The organism is Intestinimonas sp. MSJ-38, assembly GCF_018917925.1.
Lineage (GTDB): Bacteria > Bacillota > Clostridia > Oscillospirales > Butyricicoccaceae > Pseudobutyricicoccus.
This window is the reverse complement of record NZ_JAHLPO010000003.1, coordinates 185,886-203,660: the sequence shown is the minus strand read 5'-3', so window position 1 is coordinate 203,660 and position 17,775 is coordinate 185,886. Positions and strand designations below refer to the sequence as shown.

General features: G+C 58.5%; 13 protein-coding genes. 5 read left to right on the top strand and 8 right to left on the bottom strand.

Translation table 11 applies throughout. From position 1 onward, the window contains the following. A partial coding sequence (locus KQI26_RS03560) for an IS3 family transposase (RefSeq protein WP_216503232.1) occupies positions 1-657 on the top strand: 657 nt, incomplete at its 5' end. A gap of 76 nt (positions 658-733) precedes the next feature. On the opposite strand, the gene KQI26_RS03555 is transcribed toward KQI26_RS03560, so the two are convergent. Then, complete coding sequence (locus KQI26_RS03555; RefSeq protein WP_216503231.1) at positions 734-2,197, bottom strand: peptidylprolyl isomerase; 1,464 nt, start codon at positions 2,195-2,197, stop codon at positions 734-736. A 287-nt stretch (positions 2,198-2,484) separates the two neighbouring features. On the opposite strand from KQI26_RS03555, the gene rpmE reads away from it, so the two are divergent. Further along, complete coding sequence (rpmE, locus tag KQI26_RS03550) at positions 2,485-2,688, top strand: 50S ribosomal protein L31 (protein WP_118748326.1); 204 nt, start codon at positions 2,485-2,487, stop codon at positions 2,686-2,688. A 332-nt stretch (positions 2,689-3,020) separates the two neighbouring features. Here the strand turns inward: rpmE and addA are convergent, their stop codons facing one another. The 6 genes from addA to KQI26_RS03520 form a co-directional block, all read right to left on the bottom strand. Beyond that, complete coding sequence (gene addA / locus KQI26_RS03545; protein WP_216503230.1) at positions 3,021-6,548, bottom strand: helicase-exonuclease AddAB subunit AddA; 3,528 nt, start codon at positions 6,546-6,548, stop codon at positions 3,021-3,023. Next, the gene (locus KQI26_RS03540) at positions 6,538-9,882 is read right to left on the bottom strand and encodes a PD-(D/E)XK nuclease family protein (RefSeq protein ID WP_216503229.1); all 3,345 of its coding nucleotides are present in this window, start codon (positions 9,880-9,882) and stop codon (positions 6,538-6,540) included. The genes addA and KQI26_RS03540 overlap by 11 nt, the downstream gene beginning before the upstream one ends. A gap of 392 nt (positions 9,883-10,274) precedes the next feature. Next, on the bottom strand, positions 10,275-10,871 hold the full coding sequence (locus KQI26_RS03535) for a stage II sporulation protein R (RefSeq protein WP_177614385.1): 597 nt from the start codon (positions 10,869-10,871) through the stop codon (positions 10,275-10,277). Between the two features lie 70 nt (positions 10,872-10,941). After that, positions 10,942-11,796: a 4-(cytidine 5'-diphospho)-2-C-methyl-D-erythritol kinase gene (locus KQI26_RS03530; RefSeq protein ID WP_216503228.1), complete on the bottom strand. Its 855-nt coding sequence runs from the start codon at positions 11,794-11,796 to the stop codon at positions 10,942-10,944. A gap of 311 nt (positions 11,797-12,107) precedes the next feature. Then, positions 12,108-13,217 carry a DUF362 domain-containing protein gene (locus KQI26_RS03525; RefSeq protein WP_216503227.1) on the bottom strand — a complete coding sequence of 370 codons (1,110 nt, stop codon included), beginning with the start codon at positions 13,215-13,217 and terminating at the stop codon, positions 12,108-12,110. A 19-nt stretch (positions 13,218-13,236) separates the two neighbouring features. Then, entirely contained in the window at positions 13,237-14,040 is an 804-nt protein-coding gene (locus KQI26_RS03520; protein ID WP_216503226.1) for a histidinol-phosphatase HisJ family protein, read from the bottom strand. A 104-nt stretch (positions 14,041-14,144) separates the two neighbouring features. On the opposite strand from KQI26_RS03520, the gene KQI26_RS03515 reads away from it, so the two are divergent. Next, positions 14,145-14,351 carry a DUF378 domain-containing protein gene (locus tag KQI26_RS03515; RefSeq protein ID WP_216503225.1) on the top strand — a complete coding sequence of 69 codons (207 nt, stop codon included), beginning with the start codon at positions 14,145-14,147 and terminating at the stop codon, positions 14,349-14,351. A gap of 477 nt (positions 14,352-14,828) precedes the next feature. On the opposite strand, the gene KQI26_RS03510 is transcribed toward KQI26_RS03515, so the two are convergent. Further along, entirely contained in the window at positions 14,829-16,025 is a 1,197-nt protein-coding gene (locus tag KQI26_RS03510) for an acetate/propionate family kinase (RefSeq protein ID WP_118748320.1), read from the bottom strand. Positions 16,026-16,136: 111 nt separating this feature from the next. Here KQI26_RS03510 and KQI26_RS03505 point away from each other — a divergent pair, with 111 nt between their 5' ends. Beyond that, a complete protein-coding gene (locus tag KQI26_RS03505; protein WP_216503224.1) occupies positions 16,137-17,342 on the top strand; it encodes a nucleotidyltransferase family protein in 1,206 nt (401 codons plus the stop codon). A 110-nt stretch (positions 17,343-17,452) separates the two neighbouring features. Then, entirely contained in the window at positions 17,453-17,764 is a 312-nt protein-coding gene (rplU, locus tag KQI26_RS03500) for a 50S ribosomal protein L21 (protein ID WP_118426654.1), read from the top strand. Positions 17,765-17,775 lie beyond the last annotated feature (11 nt).

Sequence of the window (17,775 nt, the reverse complement as noted above, 5' to 3'; positions counted from 1 at the left end):
GCAGAGATTCGAAAGCGTAAATGCTTTCTGAACCACAAGACTGTCCAGCGGCTGATGAAGGAGTTGGGCTTAGTTTGCCGTGTCAGGATGAAAAAATATCGCTCCTACAAGGGAGAAGTGGGAAAAATCGCACCAAATCTGTTAAACCGGGACTTCCGCGCCGAAAAGCCAAACCAGAAGTGGGTCACCGATGTGACGGAGTTCAGTTTGTTTGGCAAGAAACTGTATCTGTCCCCGATTCTCGATCTGCACAGCAGCGATCTGGTCAGCTACACAATTTCAGACCGTCCGGTACTGAGCATGGTGACAACCATGCTGAACGAGGCATTTGCAAAAATTCCGGACGGAACAAACCTCATTCTCCATTCCGACCAGGGCTGGCAGTACCAACATAAACAGTACCAGCGCATGCTCCAAGAGAAAGGCATCCGGCAAAGCATGAGCCGGAAAGGGAACTGTCTGGACAATGCTGTGATAGAAAACTTCTTTGGGCTGCTCAAAAGTGAGCTATTGTATCTGCAGGAATTTCAGTCCATGGAGCACTTCAAACAGGAGCTCATTGAGTATCTGGACTACTACAACAACCGCAGGATTAAGGCAAAGCTAAAGGGCTTGCCGCCTGCAATTCACAGACAGCAAGCCCTTTCGGCTGCTTGAACAATTTTTACTTCAGAATATTGTCTAACTTTTTGGGGTCACTTCAAATTCATTCTCCGGGGGTTTTTATCTGAACTCAGATCACCATATCGATGACCTTGTCATTCTGCTCCATGGGATACTTTTCGTCCATCTCATCCAGATAGGCGTTGTAATCATCATTGGTCAGGGCCTCTTCAGCGCTGGACTCCCAAGTGGGACGGCTGCCTACAAAGTACATGATGTGATAGCCATACTCGGTTTCCACAATGCCGGTGTCGCCCACCTGACGGCTCTCATCCAGGCACCAGTTCTTGAAGGTGTCCACGAAATTGGTGCTTTCGTTGATGCCGGTGTACAGACCACCCTCAGAGGCATTGCTGTCGGAAGAATGCTCCCGGGCCAGCTCAGCGAAGGAGTCCTCGGTGGCTTCTCCGGCCTTCCACTCTTCCAGCAGGGCTTCGGCCTCGGTCTTCACTTCGGCTTTGGCTTCCTCGTCGCTGTCCTTTGCCACCGGCAGCAGGATGTGACGCACATCCACGCTCTCGCTTTCGTCACGATAACGATCGATGAAGTACACAACGCTGTAATTGCTGCTGATCTCCAGCACTTCCACATCGCCTTCCTTGCGGGAAGAATCCTTCACCCAGTCGATGACGGTGCCGGAAGCGGAAAGGGCGGCGCCTTCGGTCAGGGTGCCGTCAGGCTTGGAGTACTGCTCCACCTGATCCTCGGCGGCCTGCTCCTTGGCCATGTCGATAAAGGACTGCTCATCGGTGACGGCTGCGGCAAAGGCATCGGCCTTCTCCTTGGCCGCCGTCTTGGAAGCCTCGTCCTCGGCGTCAAAGAACACCTGGAACACCCGATAATCGGCCAGATCAAACCGATCGGCGTTTTCCTCATAATAAGCTTCCAGATCCTCGGCAGTATACTCCTTGGCCTGGGTATTTTCGTAATAATCCTTGCCCAGAGCATCCTTCCACAGGATCTTTTCGTATTCCTCCATGGTGATGGACACACCGGTCACCGTCTGGAGGTACTTGGTCTCGCTGGTATCGGACTTCTTGGCGGCGTCCTTCACAGCCTGGATATTGGCGTCGTAGTTCTCCTGGCCTTCCTGGCTCATTTCATAGCCATTTTCCGTGGCTTCGTTATACAGCTCATAGGACACCCGGATGGTGGAGTCGGTCTGCTGGCGGAAATATTCCCCAAAAGTCATATCCTCGGTGTAGTTGGCATCGTCCAGAGTGGAAGAAGTCAAGCCCATGGAGGACAGATAGCTCTCATTGGAGGAGAGGAAATTGCTGCGCAGCATATTGTAATAATAACTGTATTCCTCACCGGAGATCTTGCTGTCACCCACGGTCATGGCGGTCATATGACGCTGCAAAGTGCCGGTGGCATACAGCAGGCCGAACACCAGAAGCACCAGTACCAAAATGGCGGCCAGACCGCAAAGGGCCTTGCGCAGGCGGCGTTTACCCTTCTGCTCCTGCTGCTGGGCTACCTTCTGCTCCTGCTCCTGAGCCCGCTCTTTTCGTGATCTTGCACCTTTACCCATTGAAAACATCCTCACTTCATCAATTTCGCCAAAAGGCGATGCGCAAATCAAATTATAGCAAATCCTCACTGGGGATTTGTTACAAACATTTAAAATTATAGGGGAAAGCCGCTGAAAAATCAAGAGGCGGCAAAAAAATGCTGGAAAAAAGCCCCGGATCGTGGTATAATTGTCTGCGAAAAAATTTTTCTGCAAAATTACAAAAAACGCTTGCATTCCAGGCACCTCTGTGGTAATATAATTTGTGCTTGTAATAATGCAATGAAGCTGATGCGAGGTGAGAAGTAGTGAAAGAGGGCATTCATCCCCAGTACCATCGGACCACGATCAAGTGCGCTTGCGGCGCCGAGATCGAGACAAGCTCCACCAAGGAGAACATCCATGTGGAAATTTGCAGTAATTGCCACCCCTTCTTTACCGGCAAGCAGAAGCTGGTAGATACAGGTGGACGGGTTGATCGCTTCAAGAAGAAGTTCAACATCCAGGACTAAAAGAGCCAGATCCCCCGCTGCGGCGGGGGACCGAAAAAGAACCGGGCCTGATCGGAACATCGTTCCATCAGGCCCGGTTCTTTTTCTCTTGGCGGCGTGTTATTTCGGTCCGGTGCCCGGACAGGCAAAACTTTCTTTGCCCGAGTGGGTTTGATTTCCTGGTGCGGGAGCACAATATGGCTGTCCGGCCATCCGGACCTCTCGGGGAAAAACTAAGTTTTTCCCCGACCTTTTTCGCGCCCCAGGCGGGGTTATATGAGGGGCCAAGTGCCTCAGAGAATCCCTGATGAGGCAGCATGCCGCTGGACCACAACCCATAGAGCCTGGGAAAGTTATACCTGGGGAGACACTCCGCCACTACTTAAAAAATAAATGATCTTTTTCAGCACCGGCTGCTGCCATACCTTCTCATAGGCCCGGGCGTAAATATCCAGCTGGGGCACATAGCGGGCGGCGTGGGCCTCTTCCTCCCCCGGGTTTACCCGGTCGCTTTTGAAATCCAGAATAATGGCCCCCTCCGGGGTCTGGATCACCAGATCCATCACCCCGTTCATCAGAATTTCTTCCTCTTCTTCCTCCCCCAGTCCCAGTTCCTTGGGTGAGAAAAGGGCGGAAAACTGATACTCCCGCAGGCAATGGTTCTCCCGGGCCAGCTTCCCCCATTGGGAACGGGCAAAATCGGAAATGGCCTCCATCGGCACCCGGTCCAGGTTCTCCCCTTTCAGCTGGCCCTCTTGCAGTCGCCGTAGCTCCTGGGCCGTTCCTTCCGGCGTCAGGCAGTTTTCCAGCTGCACCAGCTGCATACACCGGTGAATCAGCGTGCCCCGGCTCATGGCCTGCTCCCGGGTCTGACCCTGATATAACCGGATGCGGGCTTCCTGCCGCCGCCACTCCAGCCGTGGGGTGTCCTCCATGATCACCAGAGCGGTGGGGGTCAGCTTGGAGGGCAGACGGCTCTCCTTTTCATAGGGATATTGAAAGGCCTGCATGGCCCGATACGGGGCCAGATCAGGCAAAGGCTCTCGCTCATGTTCCTCAGCCTCGGCCTGCTGGGTGTCCGCCTCCAGCACCGCCGGGTCATAGGGCAGCACATGGCAAATCAGTTCTTCTTTCTCCCCGGAAAGAGGAAAGTCCATGGCTCCCAGGCCGCCATAGGCCCGCAGCTCCTCTGCCCCTTCGTGGCACAAAAGGGGCGCTCCCACCAGCAGAGCAGCACTGCCTTGCCCGGCGCACTCCCGCCAGGGCAATTTGTCCCCCTCCAGAGCCCCCGCCCACTGGCGGATGGCCGAGACGGCATCGGGCAGGGACAGAATGAGCACCAGCTTCTCCCTGGCCCGGGTCATGGCCACATACAGCTTCCGTTCCTCTTCCTCCCGGCTTTGACGCAGGGCCTTGGCAAAGATGGCGTTTTCCATCTGGGTGGCCGTTTCGGTGCGCAGCTTTTCGTCCCGCAGGGAAAAGGCCACCCCCAGCTTTTTGTCGATAGCCAGGCTCTGGCGCATCTCATCGGTGTTATACCGCTTGCTCAGATCGGGAAGCAGCACAATGGGGAACTCCAGCCCCTTGGAGCGGTGGATGCTCATCAGGGCCACCCCGTCGCCCCCTTCCGGCGGTACCCGCTCCCCTTCCTTGGCCCGCTCTTCCAGCTGGCGGAGAAAGCCCAGCAACCCCCGCCGCCCGGTCTTTTCGTATTCCAGCCCCAACTGATAGAGCCGGTGCAGGTTCCGCCGCCGGGTATTGCCTCCGTCCAGGGCCTGGAACACGCCCAGTGCCCCGGTCTCCTGATAAATCAGGGACAACAGCTGTCCGGCCCCCAGGTCGGGGGCATACTGGCGCAGCCGGTGAAGAAGGACCATAAACTCTTTGGCCCTTGGCAGATCGCTCTCTTCCAGAGCGTCGTAGAAGTCCCCCTCCCGGCGGCTTTGCCGGATGGTGAGCAACTCGTCGGGCGTAAAAAGGAACAACGGCGAGCGAAGCACCGAAATGAGAGGAATGTCCTGGCGGGGGTTGTCGATGATGGCCAGGAAAGAGCGCATCACCGCCATCTCCACGGTGGAAAACAAATCCCCGCCCCCGGCAGCGCAGGGGATGCCCTCTTCCTCCAGGGCCTTCTGATACAGGGGCGCTTTGGAGGTGAAGGAGCTGAGCAGAATAGCCACATCCCCGGGCCTGGCCGGGCGGCTCTCTCCCTTTTCTTCCGCCCGGCACTCTTTCAAAAGGGCCTTCACCCGCTTTGCGGTGAAAGCGGCCTCATAAAGGGCCTTGCCGCTTTCCTCCCCCGGCTCCTTTTCCCGCTTCATGTCCAGCACCCACACTTCGGCGGGGCAATTCCCCTGGTATTCCGCCCCGGGATACAGGGCCTCCCGGCTGTCGTAGTCCACGCCGCCAAAAGAACGGCTCATGGTGCGGGAGAAGATAAAATTGCACAGGGACAGGACCTCCCGGCGGGAGCGGAAATTCTGGTTGAGCATCAGCCGTTTTTCCGCCCCCTGGGGGTCTTTTTCGTAGTCCTGATAGCTGTAATATTTGTGGACGAAGATCTCCGGCTCGGCCAGACGGAAACGGTAGATGCTCTGCTTCACATCTCCCACCATAAACAGGCTCCCGTTCTCTCCCCGCAGGGCGGCAAAGATCTTTTCCTGCACTCCGTTGCTGTCCTGGTATTCGTCCACCAGGATCTCCCCGATGCCCTGGGCCACCTGCCGGGCCAGAGGGGTCACATTCCCTTCCTTGTCATAAAGGAGAGCCAGCGCACCATGTTCCAGGTCGCTGAAATCCAGGGCGGCCCGCTGCTCTTTCAGCCGGCGGTACTGCTCCCGGAAAGCCTTTTCCAACTGGATCAGCCCCCGGAGAATGGGCAAAGACCGCTCCCCTTCCTGCTGCACCGCCGAAAGGGGCCGGGAGCAGGTCTCTTCCAGCAGCCGTTCCACTTCGTGAGAAAAGCCGTCCCGCAGGGCTTTCAGCCGGTCGAGAAAATCCTTGTCTTCGCCCCGCACCGCTCCCACTCTGGGCTTTGCCCAGGCCGACAGAGCATGATAGCAGGCGTCCCAACCCTCCTTGGCCCCTTCTCTGATGGCTTTGGCCCCTTCCAGACAGGCAGAAAAGGCCGGACCATAGCCCTTCTCAATGGCGGGAGAAAAGGCGATCTCCTCCAAAGCCTCCCCCAGCTTGTTTTGCCAGAAGGCCATGGCCCCATCGCATTCCGCCAGGCTCTCCTGGCAGAAGGGGGCCTGCGCAAGCTCGCCCCGGGCCAGGCTTTCCATGGAGGACAGGGCAAAATCCAAAAACCCTTCCGGATCCGGATGGCTCATCAAGGAGTCATACAGATGAAGCACCGCCCGCCCCAGGTTCTTGTCCCCCCGCTCTTCGGCGAAATTCTCCAAAGCGGCCAGGAAATCCGGGTCCTCTCCCTGGCTTTCATACCACTCTTCCAGGGTATCCTCCAGGGCCTGCTCCTTCAGCAGACGGCTTTCGCTCTCTTCCAGCAGCCGGAAGGCCGGGGGCAGACCCAGCAGGGCAAAATTCTGCCGCATCAACCCCAGGCAAAAGGAATGGACCGTCTGAATGGGGGCCGAGCCCAGCAAAGCCAGCTGACGGCGAAGACGGCGAGAGGCCGGGTGCAAAGCCAGCTCATCCAGCAGACGCTTGCCGATGCGCTGGCGCATTTCCATGGCGGCCGCATTGGTAAAGGTGACGATGAGCATCTGGGATAATTCCAGCCCTTCCGGCTCCAGCAGACGCCGGATCACCCGCTCCACCAGCACCGCCGTTTTGCCGCTGCCTGCGGCGGCGGCCACGATCAGGCTGCCGCCCCGGCTCTCAATGGCCTGGCGCTGTTCTTTGGTAAACTCAACGGCCATGGTGTGTTTCCTCCTCTTCTTCCTCTGTGAGACGGGCGTAGACCTCTTCCTGGGAAAGCACCCGGGCCAGCCGGGGTGCGTCCTTGGCCATGGTCTCATCATAGTGGCAGGCGTCTTTGTAGGGGCAGAAATTGCACACCGAAGCCCCCGGGCCGGTGACCAAAGGCCGGGCCTCGATATCCCCTCGGGTGAGCAGGGCGCACAGACGGCGCAGCTGCCGGTCCACCCCTCGGGTGAGCTTTTCCAGCCCCTCCCGGCTGGTGACCGAAGAAGTGCTCTTCAGCCCGCCCCCTTTTTTCACGCTGACGGGCAGAAAACGGAAATCCCCCTCCTGCCGGTCTTCCATGGCTTGCAAAATCGGCTCTTCGTCCAGCACGATGCCGATGCGCCGCAGCTCTTTTGTCAGCTTTCCTTCCCCGTCCTCGCCGTAACCCACCTGCACATAAGGGGTCTTGGCGGGGATATAGAGCACTCCGGCGGTCTGGATCTGCTGGGTCCCGTCTCCCAGACGCTCCCGGGCCTTTTCCAGCACCGCTTCCCTGCCAAAGCCCACCATCAGCAGATAGACGAACATCTGCATATTGATGCCATAGAGCAGGTCGGACAGATGGAATGTCTTTTTGCCGGTTTTGTAATCGGCCACCTTCACATACAGAGTGCCGTCCTGGATAAAGCCGTCCAGCCGGTCGATCTTGCCGCTGAGGGTCAGGCTCACCCCATCCCCTTCCAGCAGAATGGGCGGGTATTCTTCCCCCGGGCCGAAGGCCATCTCAAAGGCAATGGGCCGGAATTTGGACAGGCTCAGCTCCTGCCACACATCCTCCACAATGGACACTACCATCCGCTGGATGCGGCGGAAAATGGCCCGGAACCGGGGACTTTCCTCCTCCAAATGGGGCAGGGTCTTTTCCTTCACCTGGGCGATGGCCCGCAGGGCGGCTTTCCGCGGCTCCTGCTCATCCCCCTCTTCCAGCAGCCGCACCGCCCGCTCCACCACATCGTGGAGGAAGGTGCCGGTTTCCGGTGCGCCGAAAGTGGCCCGTTTCCGCTCCCTGGCATGAAGGCCATACTCCATGAAATAGGAGAATCGGCAGGCAGCCACCTTTTCCGCCCGGGATGCGGTGATGCGGATGCGCTTGCCGTAGGCGGCGGCCACCAGCTCCCGGGAGCGGATAGGCCCACGGGGAGAAACGGCATAGCGGCGCAGGGCTTCAAAGTGGTTCTGCTCCTCTTCTCCCTTCTCTTCTTCCAAAGAAAGGGCGGCTCTGGCCCAGATGTCCCCTTCTCCCTGACAAGCGGCGCAGGCCAGCTCCCAGGCGGGACGGGGAGCCAGCAAACGGAAATCCCCCGCCGGACGGCTCATTTCCAGACCGGGAAGCAGGTGAAGCATCCGCTCCACCAGATAGGAGGGGCGGCAGGCCGTGCCGCCGGAGAGGGTCTGAGGACAGAGCACCGCCAGCCGTTTGCTGGGTGCGGCAAAGGCGTGGTAGATCTGGCTCTGGGCCTCATAGGCCTGCTCTTCGGCGGTCTGGGTCAAGGTCACCCCGGCCCGAAATAGCTGATCCCGTTCCTCTTCGGTGAGCAGGCTGCCCCCGCCCACCGCCGGGGGCAAAGCCCCTTCTCTGGCCCCCAGGATGATGAGGAACTCCACCCCGGCAAAACTCTGCCGGTCAAAGGAAGCGGCCTGAACATGGTCCAGGGACACCGGAATGGCGGCCACCTGGTATTGGGAGAGCATCAGCCGCCACAGACGGCAAAACTCCCCGGCGTCCATCTGCTGCCCGCCCATGGCGGCGGAAAACTGGCAGAGGGCCCCCTGCAAAATGTCGTAGAGCTGGCTGTATTCGGCGCTCTCCCTGGCCCGGCCCTGCTCTTCCAGGCTGCGGGCCTTTTCCGAAAGAGCCTGTTCCATGCCGGTCTCTTTCAAAAACCGCTCCAGGGCCTGGGCATAGTCCGGCCCCTGACGGCTCGCTTTCAGAGCCTTTACCAGATTCTCAAAGGCCGGGGCGATCTTTTGCCGGATGTGTTCCAGTTCCAGCAAAGCCCCCGGGTCCTCCTTCGCCCCGTAGCCCCCAGGATTTTTCCGGAAGGGAGCAAAATACTGTTTGCCCCGGATGTTGTGCATCAGCACATAGTTTTCCAGCTTGTCGCATTCCTCCATAGTGAGGGGAGACAGGCCGCTTTTCAGATAGGCGAACACATCCTCATAGCCCATGCCCTGACAGGCGGCCAGCAAAGCTCCCTGCTGGGCGGCCAGCACCGGCTTTTGCAGGATATCGCTTTTCTCTCCCAGGAACAACGGCACCTGCCATTTCTGAAAGGTGCTTTCCAGCAGCGGAGCGTAGGTCTCCATGTCGGAACAGGCCACCACCATGTTCCGGCAGCGCATCCCCTCTCCCATGGCCTTCCGGCAAAGAGCGGCAGCAAATTCGCATTCCTCCTGGGGGTCCGAAAGAGTGTAAATGTTTACCCCTTGCCAGGCATTTTCCGCGGGAGTGGCGGCATAATCAAAGAGATCTCGCTCCAGCACGGAGAGGGCCGGCGGCAGGTCCCCTTCCTTCCGCTGCAAAGGACACACTTTGAGAGGGCGGTTGATTTTTTGGCAGATCCCGGCCAGACGCTGCAAAAATTTCTCCTGCTCCAGAAAAAGACGGTCCTCTTTTTCCCAAAGCAGGGCAAAAGCGGCGGAATGGCATTTTTCCAGCAGGGCTTCCACAATGCTCCGCTCCTGGGCGGTCATGCCCGAAAAGCCGTCAAAATAAAGATCCCAACCCCGGCCAAAGTCCGATGGGCCCAGGGCCTCCCGGCAGGCTGTCAGCAGGTCTTTGTCATCCAGAGGCAGGTCTTTTGTCACATTCTGATAGGCGGCATAGCAAAGCGAGAGGTCACGGACTTTACGCCGGCTTTCTCCCAGGCTTTCGGCAGCCTTGGCTAGGTCCTCCGGAGCCACCTGGCAGCTTTTCAGCTCACTCACCAGTTCCAACATACCCCCGGCCAGCTCCGGCCGGGCCGAGAGCGAGAAATGGGTCAGGCTGTCCCCGCAAAGAGAAAGGGCCCGGTGCATGGCCAGCACCCGACCACCCCCGTCCAGCAGCGCAGGCGGGTGTCCCCCCTCCCCCAGCACCCGCTGGGCCAACCGCTTGAAGGTGAGCACTTCGGCAAAGCGGGCGATGGGGTTGCCCTGGGACCGGAGCAGCCGCCGTTCACTTTCGTGGGAAAGCATTTCGGGCACGATCAGCAACTGACGCCGTCCAGCCCTGGCCCCCTCCCCCATGGCAGAAAGCAGGGCCTCGGTTTTGCCGCCCCCGGCCCGGCCGGTGTAAATGGTCACCATATCATAGACCTCCCTCAAAGAGATAGGTAATATTATACCATCTTCCCGGGAGAAACGGCAACAGCCCCCGCCGGGTTTCCCCGGCGGGGCAGGCTGTCGAAAAACCTATATAACGAAAAGGGTCGTCCGCCCTACCCCTATAAATCCGCACAAAGCCGCGACCTGTGCGTGGCTTTGTGCACTTCTCAAGAGCGGGGCGCCCCGCTGGTCCGGTGGCCGGACGGCCATACTTTCTTTGCCTTTCTGCATCGGACCTGCCCAGCGCGGGAGCGCAGTATGGGAGCGGAGGCACTCCGCCAGCCCCTTGCAAAAACTCGAAAAAGTGGCCTAAGCCACTTTTTCGACACGCTCAAAGCCGGGTTTCCCCGGCGGGGGTTAAACAAAATAACCTATTATCCCAAAGCGTGGCGCAGCTCGGCCAGAAGCTCAGCCACCTTGAAACGGATCTTGTACTGCACTCCATCCCCGGTGATATACCGGATCTCCCCGGGAGAAAAATTCTCCTGAGCGGTGTCCAGAAACTCCTCCTCACAGGCCGGAGCACAAAGGGGCGGCAGCAGCACGCACCACCAGTTGTGGCCCTTCCCTTCCCCAATGGTCACCCGCAGGGCATCATAGACCCCGGCAGGCAGAGAGAAGGTGTCATATTCCCGGGTGTCAAAATAAGTATCCCGCCGCTCCACCTGCACCGGGTAGTGATAGCCCTCCTGCTCCACCACCTTCTGGGCGGCCTTTTGAATGGCGCTGAAAAAAGCTGCATCCATGGGTTTTCCCTCCCAGTTTTTCGCCTCTTCCAGCACGCCGTCCCGCACTTTCAGTTTCAGGGCCTGGTCTTCCTCACTGTCGCTGTTGGCCAGCACATGAAGCCGTGTCACCTTGCTTTGGATGCTCTCCTGCTCCTCCGGCCAGCAGGCCCCCAGGGCCAGAGTGAACAGCAGGCTCAGGAGAAGAGCCCATTCCCATTTTCTAAAGTTCTGTTTCTTTATCATAAGTAAAAACACCAGCCTTTCCTTCTGTGAGAAGTATGGACTGGTGTTTTTCTTTTTAAACCAAATTTTCTCAAAAAACCGGCGTACAGACGAAGGTTTCCACCGGCAGCTTCTGGAAGGCCTCTGCGGCCTTTTCCGCCTGCTGGGTATTTTCAAACAACCCATAAAGGGCCGAGCCGGAACCGGTCATCCGGGCCCCCAGGGCCTTTTCCGCAAGGAGTTTTTCCCGCAGCTCCTGCTCCTGGGGATGGAGGGCGCAGGCCACCGGCTCCATCACATTGCGAAGGTTTGCGCCGATTTTTTCCAGATCCCCTTCCTCCAGCGCCCGAAGCATGGCCTGGGTGTCGGGGCGCTGCTGCAAAGGCCCGGCGCCCATTTTCTGGAACAGGCTTTTGGTGGAGATGGAATACCGGGGCTTGATGACCAGGATGCCGCAGGGAGGCAGATGAGGGGCGGGGGTGAGTTTTTCCCCGATGCCCCTGGCCAGGCGGCAACCGGTCTCCAGGCAGAAGGGCACGTCGGCCCCCAGAGTGAGGGCCAGCTCCTGGAGCTTTTTCTTGGTGAGGGGGTAGCCATAGCCCCGGTTTAAGAGACGCAGCACGGCGGCGGCATCGGTGCTGCCCCCGGCCATACCGGCTCCCACCGGAATGTGCTTTTGCAATTTGATGTGCACCGCCCCTTTTTTGCCGGTTTCCTGGAAAAAGGCCAGAGCGGCTTTATAGGCGATGTTCCGGCTGTCCCGGGGCACATAGGGAAGGTTACACCAAAGGCCCACCCCGCCTTCTCCCGGCAGCAGGGTCACTTTGTCGTGAAGGGATACGGTGTGCATGATGGTTTCCAGCTCATGGTAGCCATCCTCACGCTTTCCCACAATGTCCAGTGTCAGATTGATCTTGGCCAAGGCCTTTTGTCTCTGTACTTTCATATCTCTTCCTCCGCCCAGTGCCTGGGCTCCCATGCTGCCCGCCCCAAGCTCGCTGGAAAATTTCCCTTGGCGAATGCGGGCACCCGTTATACCGGTACATTTAGGGTGTATTTTACTTTTCTGCACCCACTACCCCTGGGTGTACCGTCGGTGCATTCTTTCCTTCTGCGTCCAGCGGAGTGCCTCCGCTCCCATACTGCCCACGCCGAGCCTGATGCAGACAACAGCTGCTGTGTTCGCGGACGCCTGGGAACCTGTCTCCTCTTCGCTCAGCATGGGTAATATGACTGTGGCGTCACGCCGCCTGCCTGTTATACATCAATGGCTTTGATGGGGCACATTTCATGGCAGCAATAGCATTTGATGCATTTCCGCTTGTCCAGATGGGCCTTGCCGTTTGCCACATGCAACGCCTGGCGTGGGCAGGCCCGGGCGCAGTCGCCGCAGCCCACGCACCGGGGCGTGATGTGGGGAAAGGGATTCATGACCCGCTCCAGCCATGGCCGGAGGAAATGAGGCGCCCAGGAAAACCGGCTGCCGCTTTGCTGGATGGCCGGCACAAAGGGCGGCTGCAACGGCTCCAGTCTGTCCCCCCGCAAAGTGAGGTGCCTGCTCTCAAAGGGCACCAGCCCCAGCTTTCCTCCCTCCTGGTGCACCGGAGATCGCTCGGGCACAAGACCGCAATATTCCATGGCTGCCAGATCCAGGGCAAAGGGGTTCTGGGAACCAAAGAGCACGCCTCCATGGCGCACCCGTCCTCCCGAGGGGCCTTTGCCGTCCATGCCCTCCACCCCGTCCAGGATGGTATAGGCCGGCTGCACATACCGGCACAGATCCACCAGCAGCCGGGCAAAATCCTGCCGCCCGGGGTGCTGGGAGTGATAGGCCGCTTTGGTCAGCCCGGGGATAACGCCGTATAAATTCTTCACGCCGCCGGAAAAATAGGTCATCATATGGGTTTTCATCTTGGCGATGCTGATGACCACATCGGCCTGGGCAATGGGGGCGATGATATCAAAATTCCGCTGTTTCACCCCTTGAAACCGGCGCTTCCGGCTGGAAAAATCCCAGTTAAGGAAGGCGCCGGTCTCCTGGGACACCCGCTCCATGCCGGTGAAGCGATAGACCTTGCTCAAAGCGGTTTTGTTATAGACTCCGCCGGGGGAATCGGCGATGGTCACCCTGGCCCCCTGCTCCTGAAACACACGGCACACCGCCTTGACCACCGCCGGATGGGTGGTAGTGGCGGCTTCCGGGGCCCGGGCCATGAGCAGATTGGGCTTGATGACCACATTCTTCCCCTTTTTCAGAAAAACTTCCGCTCCGCCCTGATCCTGAATCATCCGGCGGATGCATTCTTCCACCCGCTTTTCCTCATAATCAGAACAGGCGGCCACATAGACCTCGTCGCGGACTGCCATAGATTTCTCCTTTGCTCTTTTACACAATATCAAACTGCCGGGGGTTCCGGTTCTGGAACACCGTCACCTTCTCAAAGCCCGCCTTCTGAGCCAGGGCGCAGGCCTGGGGGATTCCATTTCCCACATTCTCCACCGAATGGGCATCGGAGCCCATGGTGATCATGGTGCCACCGTACTCCCGGAACTGGCGGAGGATCCACTCCTCCGGCCCGGGGCGATGAAACCATTCCCGGCAGCCTTTGGCGTTGATCTCCAGGGCTTTGCCCATCTGGGCCAGCTTCTGCAAAATAGGGGCCACCCGCTCTTTGTATTCTGCCAGAGTGGGCTCTTCCCAGGGGCCTTCCATCACCCGCAGGGGATAATCCAGGTGGCCCAGGGTGTCAAAATCCCCGAATTTCAGCAAATTTTCCAAATCTTCAAAATAGATGTCCAGCACCTCACGGCAGGCATCCTTGTCCGGATAGGGAGTATAATAAATATCCCGTCCATCGGCCAGGGTGTGCACCGAGCCGATGACCATGTCATAGGGATGGCGCCGGAGCAAGGCCCGGGCTTCCTCCAGATTATGGTGGGGCTGGCCCAGCTCCACACCGTACAAAAACAGCAGATCCTTTTCTCCCTGCTTCAACCGGAACATCTCCTGCTGGCAGTCCTCTTCTTTCCGGGCGTAGTGGGGACAGCGGCCAAAATGATAAAAATCACAATGTTCCGTCAGGGCCAGAGCCGAAAGGCCATGGTCCTTGGCGCTTTTTTCCATGGCGGCGGCGGTATCGCTGCCGTCAAAGGAAAAACGGGAATGGGTATGGGTATCGGATAAAAACATTATAACGCAACCTTTTCAGCATATCAAATCCAGTTTGGGGCATACTTCCCATAGAGCCGTGGCAATAGCCATGGCAGGCAACAACACGATTGGAGGAAAATTCCATGTTTGATAAGATCGCCCTGGCTATCGCCATCATCGGCGGGATCAACTGGGGCAGCATCGGCATTTTCGGGTTCGACCTGGTGGCCGCCCTCTTCGGGGCCGGCAGCGTGGGCTCCCGCATTGTCTACACCCTGGTGGGGCTTTCCGCCTTGTGGTGCATCAGCCTGCTTTTCCGGGATTGGCACCGCTCCCCCAGCCATATGTAAGGTGGCGTGCCGCCACAGTCAAGTTCTCCCAGGCTGAGTGCAGTATCGGCCGGAGTGCTCCCGGGACGGATTGCCATCCCGGGGAGGAGCCGATTTGCTGTCTTGGCATTGTGCTCTATCGTCTGCCAAGCGCGGAAGCGCAGGTTGACAGCAGTATCGGCCGGAGTGCTCCCGGGACGGATTGCCATCCCGGGGAGGAGCCGGTTTGCTGTCTTGGCATTGTGCTCTATCGTCTGCCAAGCGCGGGAGCGCAGGTTGACAGCGGAGGCGCTCTGCCACAAAAAATGCCGCCTATGAAGGCGGCATTTTTCTGTTGTTTGATTTCCATTGCCCTTGCATCAAGGTAAGCGGGGACATTGCACCTTTTGCAACCAAGGCTCAGGGGTGCCCGCAAGCACTCAGGTGCTTTCTCACACACCGCCCCCTTGCGGGCAATATGACTGCGGCGTCACGCCGCCGACTGCCCAGGCACTGGGCTTACTTGGAGGTCAGCTCCACAGTATCGCGAGCGATCATCAGCTCTTCGTTGGTGGGCAGGACCCAGGCTTCCACCTTGGAATCGGCCGCCTGGAAAGCAGCCTCCTTGCGGGAAGCGTTCTGGCAGGCCTCGTGGTCCACCTTCAGGCCCAGGTACTCCATACCGGAGCAGATCTTCTCACGCATCTCAGCGTCGTTCTCGCCGATGCCGCCGGTGAAGACGATGGCATCCACGCCGCCCATAGCAGCAGCATAGCCGCCGATGAACTTCTTGATCTGATAGACGAACATATCCAGAGCCAGCTGAGCGCGCTCGTTGCCGTTCTTAGCAGCCTCGTTCAGGTCACGGCAGTCGCTGGAGACGCCGGAGATGCCCAGGAAGCCGGACTTCTTGTTCATCAGGTCGCTCATCTGATCGGGGTTCAGGCCTTCCTTCTTCATGATGAAGGTGACCACAGAGGGGTCAATGCCGCCGCAGCGGGTGCCCATCAGGAAGCCGTCCAGAGGAGTGAAGCCCATGGAGGTATCCACAACCTTGCCGTCCTGGATCGCGGCCAGAGAGGAGCCGTTGCCCAGATGGCAGTTGATGACCTTCTTGCCTTCCAGGGAGCCCTTCAGCTCGCCCAGGCGATGAGCGATATAGCGATGGCTGGTGCCGTGGAAGCCATAGCGGCGGATGGAGTACTTCTCATAGTACTCATAGGGCACGCCGAACATATAAGCCTTGGGAGGCATGGTCTGATGGAAGGAGGTATCGAACACGGCCACCATGGGGGTGTCCTTGCCGAAGACTTCCTGGCAGGCCTTCATAGCGATGGCCTGAGGGGGATTGTGGAGGGGGCCCAGATCCTTGAAGGCCATGATATCGTCGATGACGGTATCGGTGACAACAGTGGAGACCTTGTACTTCTCGCTGCCGTGGAGCACGCGGTGGCCGATGGCGGAGATCTCGCTCATGCTGTCGATGACCTTGCCCTCGCCGGAGCTCATCACCTTCACCAGCTCCATAAAGGCTTCCTTATGGGTGGGGAAGGACACATCATACTCCACCTTCACGCCATCGGCGGTCTTGTGGCTGATCCGGCCGTCCACGCCGATGCGCTCGCACAGGCCCTTGGCCAGAACATGTTCGTTGGACATATCCATCAGCTGATACTTCAGCGAGGAGCTGCCCGCATTGATAACCAGTACTTTCATCTTCTGCACTCCTTATGATTGTAAATCTCTTATTTTTGTTATAAAATGAGACCGAATCTATTTTACACCATATTTTTTAAAAGTACAACCATCAAAATGGAGAAAATCCCTATGAACATCTGCGGCATCGTGGCGGAATACAATCCTTTTCACCGGGGCCACCGGTATCACCTCATGCGCACCCGGGAAAAGCTGGGGGAAGATACCCTGCTTGTGGTGTGCCTGTCTTCCTATTTTGTCCAGCGGGGAGAACCAGCTCTTCTGCCCCCTCACGCCCGGGCCGAAATGGCTCTCAGTCAAGGGGCTGACCTGGTACTCTCCCTCCCTGCCCCCTACGCCCTCTCCTCGGCAGAGGGTTTTGCCCGGGGGGCGGTGGGCATCCTTGCCGCCTTGGGCTGCGTCACCCACCTGTCCTTCGGCACCGAAGGGGCGGGAGAAGAAAAGATCATGGAGCTTTCCCGGCTGCTTCTGGATCACGAAACGGCGGCCAATACCCTGCTCCATTTGAAAAGCGGCATCTCCTATGCCGCCGCCCGGGAACGGGCCCTCTATGAAAAAATCAAGGAAGAAGCCGCCCTTCTGCGCCTGCCCAATGTGATCCTAGGAACCGAATACGGCAAGGCCCTTTTGCAGCTTTCTTCCCCCATCCAGCCGGTGGCCATCCCCCGGAAAGGGGCGGGCCACGACGCCATGCAGCCGGAAGATGGCTTTCCCTCGGCCTCCTTCCTGCGGCAGAAGATCGCCGCAGACGAAACCCAAGAGGCCCTTTCCTACTTGCCCCCGGAGTGCCAGGAAATTTTCCGCCGGGAGCAAAAGGCCGGCCGGCTGGCCCTGCCCGCCCTGGGTGAAAAAGCCATACTGGGCAGGCTCTGGAGCCTGTCCCTTCCGGAGCTTTCCGCCCTTCCCGGGGCAGCCGAGGGCCTGGAACACCGGTTTGCCCGGGCTTTGCAGAAAAACCAAGATCTGACCGGGGCGCTGGAAGAAACCAAGACCCGCCGCTATCCCCTCTCCCGGCTGCGGCGCATGGCTCTGTGCGGTTTTCTGGGGCTGACCAAGCAGGAGTGCCAGAGTTCCCCTTCTTATATAAAGGTATTGGCCGTGGGCGAAAAGGGACGACAGGCCCTGGCCCTTTCCCGGAAGCAGGCTGCCCTGCCGGTCATCACCAAACCCGCCCAAGGGAAAAGCATCCCCGCCTTTCAGAAGGAAGGAGACTGCGCCCGGCTGTGGAGCCTGTTTTTAAAAGACCCCGCCGCCTTTTCCCCGGGAGAATACTATGAAAAAGGCCCGGTGACCGAAAAGGAAAGAAAAATGTCTTGACTTTGGGAAAAAGGGATGGTATACTAGCTTCGCCGCATCGACCGGGCTAGAAGTGGGCTTGTCCCCGCCCCGAGAGCGAGACTCTAACAAAGAAGAGAGGTGCAAACCGCATGTACGCTATCATCGTAGCCGGCGGGAAACAGTACAAGGTCGCAGAAGGCGACACCATCTACATCGAGAAACTGGAAGCCGCCGATGGCGAAACCGTGTCCTTTGACAATGTTCTGGCAGTGGAAAAGGACGGGGCTATGACCGTTGGCGCTCCTTATGTTGAGGGAGCCAAGGTCTCCGGCAAGGTCGTCAAGACCGGCAAGGGCAAGAAGATCATGGTCTTCAAGTTCAAGGCCAAGAAGAACTATCGTCGCCGCCAGGGCCATCGTCAGCCCTACACCAAGGTGACCATCGAAGCCATCCAGGCTTAAGTTCTTCCCTT